Annotated in this window: 11 protein-coding genes; 1 reads left to right on the top strand and 10 read right to left on the bottom strand. The window is 41.8% G+C overall.

Going from position 1 to position 13,291, the window contains the following annotated elements; genetic code table 11:
- Positions 1–345 precede the first annotated feature (345 nt).
- The 7 genes from cax to Q1J64_RS05620 all read right to left on the bottom strand — a co-directional run bounded on the left by cax (position 346) and on the right by Q1J64_RS05620 (position 9,358).
- The gene (gene cax, locus Q1J64_RS05590) at positions 346–1,371 is read right to left on the bottom strand and encodes a calcium/proton exchanger (RefSeq protein WP_301108130.1); all 1,026 of its coding nucleotides are present in this window, start codon (positions 1,369–1,371) and stop codon (positions 346–348) included.
- 170 nt (positions 1,372–1,541) lie between these two features.
- Positions 1,542–2,438, bottom strand: coding sequence for a nickel transporter permease (nikC, locus tag Q1J64_RS05595; protein ID WP_301108097.1), 897 nt, complete (start codon positions 2,436–2,438; stop codon positions 1,542–1,544).
- 17 nt (positions 2,439–2,455) lie between these two features.
- Complete coding sequence (locus tag Q1J64_RS05600; RefSeq protein ID WP_301108098.1) at positions 2,456–3,460, bottom strand: ABC transporter permease; 1,005 nt, start codon at positions 3,458–3,460, stop codon at positions 2,456–2,458.
- A 100-nt stretch (positions 3,461–3,560) separates the two neighbouring features.
- Positions 3,561–5,189 carry an ABC transporter substrate-binding protein gene (locus tag Q1J64_RS05605; RefSeq protein WP_301108099.1) on the bottom strand — a complete coding sequence of 543 codons (1,629 nt, stop codon included), beginning with the start codon at positions 5,187–5,189 and terminating at the stop codon, positions 3,561–3,563.
- The gene (locus tag Q1J64_RS05610; protein WP_301108100.1) at positions 5,186–6,205 is read right to left on the bottom strand and encodes an ABC transporter ATP-binding protein; all 1,020 of its coding nucleotides are present in this window, start codon (positions 6,203–6,205) and stop codon (positions 5,186–5,188) included. Before Q1J64_RS05610 ends, Q1J64_RS05605 begins: the two co-directional genes overlap by 4 nt.
- Complete coding sequence (locus Q1J64_RS05615; protein WP_301108101.1) at positions 6,180–7,205, bottom strand: ABC transporter ATP-binding protein; 1,026 nt, start codon at positions 7,203–7,205, stop codon at positions 6,180–6,182. Before Q1J64_RS05615 ends, Q1J64_RS05610 begins: the two co-directional genes overlap by 26 nt.
- 212 nt (positions 7,206–7,417) lie before the next feature.
- Entirely contained in the window at positions 7,418–9,358 is a 1,941-nt protein-coding gene (locus Q1J64_RS05620) for an alkaline phosphatase family protein (protein ID WP_301108102.1), read from the bottom strand.
- Positions 9,359–9,613: 255 nt separating this feature from the next.
- Between Q1J64_RS05620 and Q1J64_RS05625 the strand changes: the two genes are divergently transcribed.
- Positions 9,614–10,240, top strand: a complete 627-nt coding sequence (locus Q1J64_RS05625) for a superoxide dismutase (RefSeq protein WP_301108103.1) — start codon at positions 9,614–9,616, stop codon at positions 10,238–10,240.
- An 87-nt stretch (positions 10,241–10,327) separates the two neighbouring features.
- Here Q1J64_RS05625 and Q1J64_RS05630 read toward each other — a convergent pair whose 3' ends face one another.
- The 3 genes from Q1J64_RS05630 to Q1J64_RS05640 all read right to left on the bottom strand — a co-directional run bounded on the left by Q1J64_RS05630 (position 10,328) and on the right by Q1J64_RS05640 (position 13,270).
- The gene (locus Q1J64_RS05630) at positions 10,328–10,972 is read right to left on the bottom strand and encodes a 3D domain-containing protein (protein WP_301108104.1); all 645 of its coding nucleotides are present in this window, start codon (positions 10,970–10,972) and stop codon (positions 10,328–10,330) included.
- Between the two features lie 165 nt (positions 10,973–11,137).
- The gene (locus Q1J64_RS05635) at positions 11,138–12,511 is read right to left on the bottom strand and encodes a sodium-dependent transporter (RefSeq protein WP_301108105.1); all 1,374 of its coding nucleotides are present in this window, start codon (positions 12,509–12,511) and stop codon (positions 11,138–11,140) included.
- 201 nt (positions 12,512–12,712) lie between these two features.
- Positions 12,713–13,270, bottom strand: coding sequence for an integrase (locus tag Q1J64_RS05640; protein WP_301108106.1), 558 nt, complete (start codon positions 13,268–13,270; stop codon positions 12,713–12,715).
- Positions 13,271–13,291 lie beyond the last annotated feature (21 nt).

Raw genomic sequence — 13,291 nt, forward strand, 5'->3', positions numbered from 1 at the left:
TTCTTTTTCATCCAGACATTCATCAATCTCTAATTCTTCAAAAGTAAATGTCTCTCTTGCCTCAGTACCTTCAAATGTATCGCTGATAAATGAAAAAGTTACTGTTTTAACCAATTCATTCAACTCCTCATAATCATTACTTTTTCTGAATCTGGCCCGTTTCTTGAATACTGAATATATACTTATTCCACTGATATTATAACAGGTTCACCACTAAAATCAGTTATAAAAATGAAACAGCACCGCTAATTGCGATGCTGTTTCGATGTTATTTCGCTTGTTATTTCAGCTTTTGTACCATACATCTGAACGGGTTACTACACTCGGCTAACCGGTTTTTCAGTTTTATAATAAGAAAAACCCAATGCCCATAATTACATAGGCAGCAAACAGCGTTAGCCCTTCAAACCAGTTCGATTCTCCGTCATGGCAGATATTCACAACCAACAATGTCGCCGTAATCATGGCTACGAGCTCCGGCCATGTAAATACAAGAGGCATCGCTGTCGGCATCATTAATGAAATTAATACCAGTACGGGTGCGACGAACATCGCCACCTGTAAAGTGGAACCGATTGCAATTTCCACGGAAACATCCATTTTATTCTTCATTGCCATTGTAATGGCTGATGAGTGTTCTGCTGCGTTTCCTACAATCGCTACGATAATGACACCAATAAACAGCTCAGTCCATCCAAACTTTTCACCGAGCGTACCGAATGTGTGAACAAGCTTTTCCGATACGAAAGCCACGGCAACAGTTGAAAGCATTAACACGATAATTGCTTTCTTTTTTGTCCATTCAGGCACTTCATCTGATTCATGCGTATCTGAACCGAATACTCCGCGATGAGTAAATAACTTGAAAACCAATCCTGCAAGATACAGCAGAATAAGAATGATAGAAATCCCGACACTGAGATTCAACGTTGTCCGTTCATCCATCGATACTGTAAAAACTTCCGGAATAACAAATGCTACAACGACTGCGAAAATCAACAGCGCTGAATTATAACGTGCATCATAAATACTGAAATTCTGCCGCTTATGTTTCAACCCACCGGCAAAGAACGAAAGCCCGAGGACCAGCAATAAGTTACCCAGCACAGAACCCGTCAATGAAGCCAGCACAATGCCGATTAATCCTGCTTTCAATGTAAAGATAGAGATAATAAGTTCAACCGCATTACCGAACGTTGCATTGAGCAATCCGCCGATACGCGGCCCACTAACGATGGCCAGACTTTCCGTCGCTCTTCCAATGAATGCTGCAAGCGCGACGATACTCAAACAGCATAGCGCGAATATCCATAGATCCGACCAGTGTAAATAGGAGGCGATCAATACTAATGGTACCCCTATAAAAGCCATAGCGGTAAATACTCTATTCAATTTCTCCACCTCTTCGCTAACTCAATTTCTTCTATCTTTCCCTTGTTTGAAAAAATACAAACCAATTAAACCATATTTTTCGTATAAAAAAGACTGCACCTGTAAGGCGCAGTCCTACTAACTGATTTTTCAACCATTTAGTTTAAGTATTAACTTTTCATCTTCGGATCCAGGGCATCTCGTAAACCGTCACCCATTAAGTTAAATCCAAGTACAGTCAGCATAATTGCAAGCCCGGGGAAAATCATTGTCCACGGTGCATTCTGCAAGTAATCTTTCGAGTCAGCCAGCATCTTTCCCCACTCCGGATCCGGTGCAGATGCTCCGAGTCCAAGGAAACCGAGCGCAGCTGCTTCCAAGATTGCTGTAGCGATTGCTAGCGTTCCCTGTACAATGACAGGCGCCATGGAATTCGGCAAGATATGCGAAAACAAAATCCTAAAATCTTTCATTCCAATGGCTTTCGCCGCCATAATATATTCATCTTCCTTAATACTGAGAACCTTCGACCTGATCAATCGTCCGAAGTTTGGAATATTGATGATCGCAATGGCAATCAATGCATTACGAAGACTTGGTCCCAATACAGAAACTATTGCGATTGCCAATAGAATGGAAGGAAAAGCAAGCATGATATCAAATATTCTCGAAATAATTGTATCTACCCAACGGCCGTAATATCCTGCTACGATGCCCAAAATACTTCCTACAATAATCGATCCAACCACAGAAAAGAATCCGACTGATAAAGAAATCCGTGCACCGTATACGATCCGTGAAAAGATATCCCGCCCAAAGTCATCGGTTCCGAACCAATACTCCGAGGAAGGAGGCTGCAGCCGGTCTGTCATCAATTGTTCGTTGATGCCTTCCTTCGTCATTAAAGGGCCGAAGATGGCAAGCAGGATGAAGAGCAATACAATAACAGCACCAACAATTGCCACTTTACTCTTTCGAAAGCCTATCCAAGCTTCCCGCCAAGGTCCTGTTGTCTTCTCTAATTGTGCTTCTGCTACTCCGTCTACCTTAGGCGTTAATTCTGACATGAACTGTTCCTCCTTCCTCAATCATATTTAATCCTCGGATCGATCAGTCCATATAGTAAATCGACAAACAGATTAATCATGACGAAAATAAATGCAACGACCAGAATACCGGACTGAATCACCGGATAATCTCTAAAGTTGATAGCATCATAAATATATCGGCCGATACCCGGCCACGCGAAAATTGTTTCGGTCAAAATCGCTCCGCCCAGAAGCAGCCCCATTTGCAAGCCGATAACTGTCAATACAGGAATCACAGCATTTTTCAATGCATGCTTATAGACAACCCAGAACATTTTCTGGCCTTTTGCGCGTGCTGTCCGAATATAATCGGAACGCATGACTTCCAACATACTTGAACGGGTCATTCTAGCAATAATTGCCATAGGAATTGTCGCGAGTGCGATTCCTGGCAAAATTAAATGCCGCAGAACTTCCCATAACTGATCAAACCTGCCTTGAATGAGCGTGTCAATTATGTATAAATGGGTGATGGCCGTCACGGGATCCCGGACATTTTCACGTCCCGTTGTCGGCAACCAATTAAATTCAACCGCAAACACCCACTGCCCCATCAAACCTAACCAGAAAATCGGCATGGAAACGCCAACTAATGCAAAAATCATCGCTGCATAGTCAAACCAAGAATTCTGGAACCAAGCAGATATAATACCAGCGTTAATCCCCACAATAATCGCTATAATCATAGCAAATAATGCCAATTCTAAAGTTGCTGCCAAGTATGGCCAGATTTCATCCGCCACTGGAAGACGCGTACGCATGGATTCTCCTAAATCACCTTTTAAAATACCACCTAAATAACTGAAATACTGCGTGTACCACGGTTGATCCAATCCTAATTTGACAGTCAATGCTTCGACCGCTTCTTTAGTCGCCTGCTGTCCTAAAATTACTTGTGCTGGATTGCCGGGAATTGCACGAATTAACATAAAGACTAAGAATGTCATACCTAGCAGGACAGGAATTAGCTGTAGCAGTCTTTTAGTCGTATAGTTGAACAACTCTTTCACTCCTCCGGCTCTTATCTTGGAAATGAATCAAAGAAAGGGAGAATACAAGCTTCTCCCCCACTTCATTCATACATCTTACTTTGTCATTGGGTTATTGGAATTCTACGTTCGATAATAGATCAGAACCTGTAGGATGTGGAACAAACCCAGTTAAATTTTTAGCTCCGCCCAGTAATGGAATGGAGTGTGCAAGCGGTACCCAAGGAGCTTCTTCATGAAGAATTTCTTGTGCCTGCTTGTAAAGCTCGTTACGCTTGTCTTCATCAACTTCTGTTTGTGCTTCTATAAATAATTTGTGTGTTTCATCATTCTTGAAGTACGTGTAGTTATTACTTCCGATATTGTCTTCATCTAAAAGAACATATAGGAAGTTATCCGCGTCTCCATTGTCCCCTGTCCAACCAAGCATAAATGCATCTGCTTCACCTTTGCTCGCCTTGTCAAGGTATGTTGCCCATTCATAGGAAACAATCTTCGCTTTAATTCCAACATCCGCCAAGTTGCTTTGAATCACTTCTGCTACTTTTGTGCCATCTGGCATGTACGGACGTGGAACCGGCATTGCCCATAGTTCCATTTCAAAACCATCTTCAAGACCTGCTTCCTTCAATAGCTCTTTCGCTTTTTCAGGATTATATTCATAAGCTTCAATGTCATCATTGTATCCAGAAATTGATGATGGCATTGCGTTCTTCGCAACTTCCGCACGTCCCTCAAAGAACGAATCGACGATTGTCTGCTTGTCAATTGCATAATTCATAGCTTGACGAACTTCTTTCTTATCAAAAGGTTCACGAGTTACTGTTAATCCTAAATATCCAACGTTCATGGAAGGACGCTCAAATAACTGCAGCTTTTCATTGTCTTCAATTTTCAAACCATCTGCAGGATTGATTCCGTCTGCTAAATCAATTGATCCTGATAGTAATTCGTTCAAACGAGCAGAGTTATCCGGGATGGATTTAAAAATAACGCGATCCAATTTTGGAAGTCCATCTTGCCAGTAGTCTTCATTTTTTTCAATAGTAATTGTTTCATTTGGCTTCCATTCCACAAACTTGAATGGACCCGTACCAACAGGGTTACGCTCATATTCATCATTGCCTTTTGCAAATGCCTCAGGGCTTGAAATCGCAAACATGCTCATCGCGATGTTTTTCAAGAATGGTGCCTGTGGACGCTTCAATTTAATGACAACTGTGGAATCTCCGTCAGCAGTCACAGATTCAATCACATGACCTTCATCATCTTTGAATCCACCAAACATAGAGTTATAGTATGGGAATGTATCCGCATCACCATTTGCCCAGCGTTCGAAATTCGCTACGACAGCATCTGCATTGAAATCTGTTCCGTCATGGAACTTAACTCCTTCTTGCAATTGGAATGTATACGTCAAACCGTCCTCACTTGTATCGTGCTCTTTAGCAAGTCCAGGCTGCACTGTAGTATCTTTTTCCCCAAAATTCAATAGTGTTTCAAAAATATTTATTGTAACTTTAAACGTTTCCCCTTCTGTTACACGAGAAGGGTCAAGAGATGTCGAATCATTGCCTCTACCAAATACTAATGTCTTATTCTCGCTTCCGCCTTTATCAACAGCCTCTTTATCTTTATCGCTGCTCCCCTTTGTGTCGTCTCCGCCTGAACAAGCCGCCAACGCTGTTGACAGAGCCAATAGCATGATCAAAGCAAACGACCACAATTTCCCTTTCTTCATACAGATCCCTCCAATTGTTTTTGTCTTTCTATATCATCGTTGCCTTCCGCCGTATAAAGATGGCAGGCAACAGAATGACCAGTTTTCTCCTCTGCTAATACAGGGGTGATTTTCGTACATACATCCATTTTGTACGGACAGCGTGTATGAAACGCGCAGCCGCTCGGAGGGTTAGCCGGACTTGGCATATCTCCTTCAATAATAATCTGCTGTTTTTTATAGTTCGGATCTGGGACCGGTACTGCGGAAAGCAATGCCTGCGTATATGGATGCAAAGGGTTCGCATAGAGCTCTTCACTTTCTGTGATCTCCACGATTTTCCCTAAGTACATGACAGCTACACGATCGCTTATATGACGCACTACCCCCAGGTCATGCGCAATAAAAATATAGGTCAGATTAAATTCTTTCTGTAAATCCTGCATCAAATTCAGCATTTGCGCCTGAATCGATACATCCAGTGCAGAAACAGGTTCATCTGCGATAATCAATTTTGGATTCGTCATTAAGGCTCTGGCAATTCCAATCCGCTGACGCTGTCCGCCGCTGAATTGATGCGGATAACGTTTTGCATGATACTCACTGAGTCCCACAACCTTAAGAAACTCAATTACTTTTGCACGACGTTCTTTTGCATTGCTGACACCATGGACAATCAGTGGCTCTTCCAGGATCTTACCAATTGTATGACGCGGATTTAATGATGCATATGGATCCTGGAACACCATTTGGATATCCCGCCGCACTTTGCGGATTTCATTTGCAGACATAGAAGCCAAATCACGCCCCTGAAATTCCACAACACCTTCTGTCGGTTCCAATAAACGCATGATGGTCCGTCCAGTTGTAGATTTACCACAGCCACTCTCTCCAACAATTCCAAGCGTCTCGCCTTCATTCACGTGAAATGAAATGTCATCGATTGCTTTGACGTGACCGACTGTCTTGCCGATTAAACCTTTGTGGATAGGAAAGTATTTTTTTAGACCTTCAACTTTCAACAGTGGTTTGCTCATTCGATACAGTCACCCCTTCCTGCTCATCGTATAAGAAACATCTCGTCTGGTGGACATTGGAGTTCTTGTATAATTGAGGTGTTTCTTCCCAGCACCTAGCGAAAGCGCTTTCACATCTAGCTGCGAATCTACAGCCTTTTTTAATGGAACCAGGCTTTGGTACATTACCGGGAATCGAGTACAATCGATCCTTTTTATCGCGCATATCCGGCACTGATTGAATCAGACCGCGAGTATACGGATGACACGGATTTTCAAATATGACTTGAGTAGGTGCCTCCTCGATTACTTGTCCTGCATACATGACCACCACACGTTCACAAGTTTCAGCAACGACTCCTAAATCATGAGTGATTAATAGAATAGCTGTATTCATGCGCTCATTCAATTCCCGCATCAATTTCAGTATCTGCGCTTGAATAGTCACATCGAGTGCTGTTGTTGGTTCATCTGCAATCAGAACTTTCGGGTCACAAACTAGTGCCATAGCAATCATCACCCGCTGGCGCATCCCACCTGAAAGCTGATGTGGATATTCTTTCATGACTTCTTCAGCACGTGGCAGACCTACAAGCTTCAGCATTTCGACTGCACGGTCCTTAATTTGCTTTTTAGTCCATTTCTTTTCATGAAGCGAAATTGCCTCTTTCATTTGATTGCCTATCGTAAAGAGAGGATTCAAAGAGGTCATCGGTTCTTGGAAAATCATGGCGACATCTTTGCCGCGAATATCTCTCATTTCTTTTTCTGACTTTTTCAGGAGATCTACATCACCAAACAGGATTTCACCACCTGTAATTTTCCCCGGCGGGTTCGGTACCAATTGCATGATCGACAAGGACGTCACACTCTTTCCACAGCCGGATTCTCCAACGATTCCCAGGATTTCTCCTTCTCTCACGTAAAAGTCTACATGATCTACAGCCGGGATTTCTCCAGAGTCTGTAAAAAAGGTCGTTTGCAAATCTTTTACCTGAAGTAATTTCTGCCTTTCGCTCATTTGCTCACCTTTTTTCTTATTTTCTGAACTGGTTCATTAATCACTATTATACTTTTTTTCTGATTAAACACAAGATACTTTCTTGATAAAATATTATACTATCGAAAATTGACGAAATTAAAAGAAATGCGAAAGTAAAAGCTCTACCTACGCATTTCCTAAAAATAGAAATATAGTTAAATAGTATATTTATTACAACCTGTGCATAATTATTATTTGTTTACAATAGGTTTTCCTTCCACGAAGTCCGGTTGATGAATGTCCAGTAATTCGTATAAAGTCGGTGCAATATCAATCATTTGAATTCTGTTTTCCATCTTTCCATTTTCTATTGTTGGCCCCGCCATATATAAGATTGGTCGCAAACTTTTACGCTCAGGATCACCGCCGTGACTGCCAAATTCCTCAGTCGGTTCGATTGCAACTTTCGCATCTTTCCCCATTAGATAGCCGGGGGCAGCAGACAGAAAGACATCTCCACTATTTTCACTGCTTATACTGTCAAATTCCTGCATCCCTTCAGTTAAAACTTTTTCATATGGATGGATGTCTTTCGTTTTTTGATTGAGCAACAGCGACTCACCTGCATACTTGTAAGTTATGAGTTTATTGCCTGCGAGCCACTGTAAAAATGGGTTGTTGGCTTTAGAAGGATCGTATGTAATACCTGTAAACATGTCCTGTTCTTGAAAGACATCGACAATCTGCTGCTTTACATCGTCATACTCCTCTTGTGAAACAATTCCTTTCTTCTCACGGCCTTTCAAATTCACATATACATGCGCAATTGTACCGCTTGCTTCCGCATAAGCCTTTGTTTTGGATACATCAATTTTCCCTTTGTCATTAGTCACCAGCAGACCGACTTTTTCGAGCTCTTTATTAGGTGAAATTCTGGTGTGAATTGGCTCCAATCCATGATCAGACACCAGCAATATATAGTCTTCTTTATTGAGATCATTTTTTAACCTTCCAATAACCCTGTCTGCCTGTTCGAAAGCCCAGTCAATATATGATTCTTTTTCCTGTACATTTTGCATCGTATACCCCGGCTGCGCGGGGTCTCTTAGAAGAAATTCATGCAGCTCATGATCAACATGTGGATAATAGTAAAATAATAAGTCAGGAGCATAGCGTTCTTTTATATGCAGACTGACATCAGTGATCCAATCTATAAAACGTTCTCCAGTCTCTTCATACTCTTTGCGGGTAATATCTCCGTTTCTAAATGCTTCTGTTTCATCTGGGGCAGGATAAAAGTTGAATCTGTCAGTCATTTCTTGTGCAAACTTTCCCCGGCCTCTGTATATGCCCTCCATCATTGTCCCTTGAAACAGTTGGAAATTATCCAGTTCAGCGGGGTTTCCTTTAAATTTCACATAAAAACCCGCACTGTCTAGTGGCGATAGGTCCAGCTGAACAGAAGTCCACTCTTTCAGATTTACCGCTTCTCCAATCTTCTTTCTATTTAGTGAAAGGTATATGGCGGGTGATTCCTCGTTGCCTTCTTCCACCGCCAGCACATACATATCCTTACTTGGCTGATCTTTAATATCTAACTTAACAACTGCTTCCTGTGCTTTTATGTGACCCGCTGATAACTGATCGATCCGCTCATCATCTATCGTTTCGAATTTCAGATTATGTAATTTTGATTCCGAAAGAGTTCCTCCTGAGTACACAGCATAGGTGGCGGCAGATGCATTATCAGGATTAGAGTCTGGAAAGGCTACAGTCGCCGTAATTTTCCCTTGGTTTCTGGCTTCTTTCCAAATAGGTGTAACACCTAATGTTTGAGAAAAACCACTTTGAACATTTTTTACGGTTTCTCCCTCCGAATGAAACTGGTTGCTAACAATACCTGTTTTAGAAGGTCCCGCTCCTGTCGACATTGCTGCATGAGAAGGCGCAGTCAATGAAGGTGTAACTGTTACAAAGTTGTTGGCATACGCCGATTGCTTGGAGAATTCCTCCAGATTTTTCATCATTCCTTTATTTATGTATCGCTGCGTATCTTCATAGCCCATCCCGTCGAATGAAACTACACTGATCGTTCCTTTTGATTCTGCAGCATAAGTATATTGATTCATATTGGCAGTCGTACTAAGTGTTACTATCATAGCTGCCATATAGAGTTTGATTCTTCCTGTCATACCGGTATCCCCTCGCTTTACTTCACTATTCCCCTGCGAGAAAAAGGTAAACTCGCTAACTGGTAAGCCTGTCTGCACTCGTAGAAAACAGACAAAAAATTCATAGGTCCTTAATACTCATTTCAGTTATTTTGCATAAAAACTCTTGCAATTCTTTTCAACCTTTATTAAAGTTGCACTAAGGAAACATTATTTCCTTAAGGAAACTTTTAGTTTAATTTAATTGTTTCCCATCGTTTCTTTGGAGGTGAAAATTTGAAGCCATTTGTTCTACCTGATTTGCCGTACGCTGTTGACGGTCTTGAGCCGTACATCGATGCACGTACTTTGGAAATTCATCACGGCAAACACCATCAGACGTATGTGAATAACCTGAATGCAGCTCTAGAAAATCATTCCGATCTGCAGTCACAATCTCTTGAAGACTTATTGACTGATCTCAGTCAAGTGCCTGAAGAGATTCGGACAGCTGTCCAAAATAATGGCGGCGGCCATTATTGCCACAGCTTATTCTGGGAATCCATGACGCCAAAAAGTAAGGGCGAACCAACTGCTGACATTAAACGGGAAATCGAAAAGTATTTTCATACGTTCGATAACTTCCAGGATGTTTTATCAAAAGCAGCAATCAGCCGCTTTGGAAGCGGTTATGGCTGGCTCGTATTCGATAACGGTGAGTTATCTGTGATGAGCACTCCCAACCAGGATACGCCTTTGAAAGATGGAAAAACGCCATTGCTCGTTATCGATGTCTGGGAACATGCTTATTATCTGGCTTACCAAAACCGTCGCCCCGAGTTCGTACAAAACTGGTGGCATACAGTCGACTGGGACGTCGTCAATGAGCGATTCCTACAAGCCGGTAGATCAACGGTAAATTAATTTTCCTTCTCTCTTTATTTCCAGTTTTATCCTACATTCCAATTTAGGCTGCCTGATCTGCGGAAACAGATCGGGCAGCCCCTTTTTTTAATCCAGTATTCTAATTTTTATTTTTTTTACTCCCCATTCCATCGCACGCTCATATGAAGGAATGAATACATCTATTTTATGGCCTTTAATGGCGCCGCCAATATCTCCTGCAATTGCTTCACCATAATTCTCGACCCACACCCTCGAACCAATCGGCACTACTCTAGGATCCACTGCAATGACTTTTTGATTCGGATTGGCCCGCAGATCCTGACCGCTGTATGTGGTTCCTGAGCAGCCCTCGCAATATGCTGTGTAAGCGGTGGCTGTTACTGTCAATTCTTTCACCGGCGAAGCTGCAACAGCAACAGCAGCATTTTTCTTTGCCTGCTCATTTTGTTGCGCACGTTCTGAATTCATAATCACTTGCAATTGATCCCCCGGACGAATCAAATTGGAGTTTAATTCATTCCATTGCATTAAGTCTTCCACGTTCATTCCATGGGTATTCGCAATCCCATATAAAGTGTCTCCTTTTTTGACCGTATAGGATACAGCCTCGGATGGAACTTTCTTTTCCGTTTCGATAGACTTCTTAATTAAGAGTTCTCCCTCTGGCGATAAACCAAGTTCCGCACTATTTACATGAAATGGAATACAGAACAGTAGAATAGCAGCCAGCAATTTAATAGGTAATTTCAACAAGCTTCTCCTTCTTTCTTTCTAAGATTTTCCATAGTCTTACCAAAATGCAGTACTCTCATACAATAGAAAATCCCCAAGCTTGTATTCCCCTTAGTTTTTTCTTTCCGAATTAACGATGATATTTTGTTGCCTCCACAAAAAAAACTGTTTGGAGTGTCATTTTCATGACAGTCCAAACAGCATTTTTATTTTTTGTAAGAAACCTAGTGTATCCAAGAATACGATGATGATTGTCAGTGGTACAACAAATTTCATCAGGAACAGCCAGAGCGGATAAAAACTCTTTGACTGCGGGCTTATTAATGTAAATTCTTCTTGCACAAGCACCCGGTCCATCCGGTGCATGATGAAGATTGCAATCAGCAGACAGCCTGCCGGAAGCATAATATTACTAACTAGATAGTCTGTTGCGTCAAAAATACTTTTATCAAAAATCAACACGCCAGACAATGTACTTGAGGAAAGAGCGGACGGAATAGCTGCGCAGAATACAACAACACCTATGATCCAGGTCACTGCTTTACGTGACCGTTTACCGCTTGCTGTCATTGCCGCCACGATGATTTCATAGAGGCTGAATGAAGATGTCAGCGTCGCAAACAGGAATAGTATTAAGAATAACGCCAAAAATACTTGACCTAAAGGAAGCTGTGAAAAGACCGCAGGCAAAACCATGAATAATAACTCAGGACCCGCTGCCGGTTCCTGTCCAAATGCGAAGACTGCCGGAAAAATCGCCAATCCTGCCAACAGTGAAACGAACAGATTCATTCCGACTACTGAACTTGCAGAAGATGTTAGGCTGACATCTCTTTTCAAATACGAACTGTACGTCACCATACATGAAAATCCGACTGCCAATGAAAAGAACGACTGACCGAGTGCATACAGTACGGATTCTCCCGTAATACTTGAGAAATCAGGTTTCAGGAAGAACGAGACACCTTCCATTGCACCTTCGAGTGTCAACGACCGCACAACTAAAATAATAAAGAAGATAAAGAGCAGAGGCATCATATATTTATTCGCCTTCTCGATACCGTTCGCTACGCCTGAAGAAACGACCAGCACATTGATGATTGTGAATAGAAGTAAGCCGATCAATGTAGTCATTGGCGAACCGACAATCGATCCGAACTGTTCTGAATAGGATGCGCCTTCACTGATAATCTTTCCGCCAACAGATAGACCACTATAAACGAATACCCATCCACCTACTACACTGTAGAACGAGAGTAAGAGAAAACAACCCGCAACACCCAATCTGCCGATCCACGGCCACGCACTTTCCGGAGCCAACTTTTTATACGCACTGATCGCTTCTTTGCCAGAGCCTCTTCCTATAATGAATTCTGAAATCAGCATAGGCAGTCCGATTAATAATGTGAACACGACAAACAGTAAAAAGAATGCCCCTCCTCCGCTCATTCCGGTTACATACGGGAATTTCCATATAGCCCCGAGACCAATCGCCGCGCCTGCCGACGACATGATAAAACCTAACTTTGATGACCATTGTTCTTTTCGTTGCTCCATAGAATTTTCATTCCCCCTTACTTCTACCTATTACAGTTATACTGTACTGTATCAGCAGAAACAAGAGCAAATTCAATCAAAAATGCTGATTGTCCTGAATAATCTATCATTTTGCATCAAAATGCATCTAAGTAGGCCGAAAATACTGACATTCATCTACAATAAAAAAACAACTGCACCCTCTACAATGGCACAATCGTTTTAAGCTGTAGGCATGGATTTTTTAGACAACAAACTATGATAACGAGTCAGATCTGTTTCATATAATCTTTCATACGTAGCTAAACTATTCTTTCGGATTGCGTTAAAACACTCCGCTTCGACTAATTGAAAGCGTTCATTAAGTAGTGTCGCGTTATCCCACGCGGTAATCTCGAAAGCCATATTCATTTCATTTTCCTCAATCAGCAGCTTAAAAAGTTCCGGTTTTGATAAAATCTCATGTAGTTCATGACTTTTTTTCATTGTGAAAATACTGATCGTTTTTGTCAATGAATCCTGCAGAGCAGCATGATCAATCACATGGCCAAGCTCATGTAGCGTCATCACCTGAACATAGGTTTCAAATGAACAGAAAGGCGCCAGTTCAGTATGTGAGTCTGGTAATCTTTCAGGATCAAAGCCGATGTATTTACCTATGAAATTATAGCTCATATTTATCCCATCATGTACCTCACGAAGCGGTACGGACATCTCGACCGACTCCATCACATATTTTATATATTGAGACAGATCAGTCGTCTGCATCTCTGTATTCATTCTCATTCATCCCTGTTTTTG

Source organism: Sporosarcina sp. (assembly GCF_029257255.1).
Lineage (GTDB): Bacteria > Bacillota > Bacilli > Bacillales_A > Planococcaceae > Sporosarcina.

Bases quoted from the DNA above. Each gene is read 5' to 3' on its own strand.
- Q1J64_RS05640 (WP_301108106.1), bottom strand. From the start codon at position 13,270: ATGAATACAGAGATGCAGACGACTGATCTGTCTCAATATATAAAATAT.
- nikC (WP_301108097.1), bottom strand. From the start codon at position 2,438: ATGTCAGAATTAACGCCTAAGGTAGACGGAGTAGCAGAAGCACAATTA.
- Q1J64_RS05615 (WP_301108101.1), bottom strand. From the start codon at position 7,205: ATGAGCGAAAGGCAGAAATTACTTCAGGTAAAAGATTTGCAAACGACC.
- Q1J64_RS05635 (WP_301108105.1), bottom strand. From the start codon at position 12,511: ATGGAGCAACGAAAAGAACAATGGTCATCAAAGTTAGGTTTTATCATG.
- Q1J64_RS05610 (WP_301108100.1), bottom strand. From the start codon at position 6,205: ATGAGCAAACCACTGTTGAAAGTTGAAGGTCTAAAAAAATACTTTCCT.
- Q1J64_RS05620 (WP_301108102.1), bottom strand. From the start codon at position 9,358: ATGACAGGAAGAATCAAACTCTATATGGCAGCTATGATAGTAACACTT.
- cax (WP_301108130.1), bottom strand. From the start codon at position 1,371: ATGGCTTTTATAGGGGTACCATTAGTATTGATCGCCTCCTATTTACAC.
- Q1J64_RS05605 (WP_301108099.1), bottom strand. From the start codon at position 5,189: ATGAAGAAAGGGAAATTGTGGTCGTTTGCTTTGATCATGCTATTGGCT.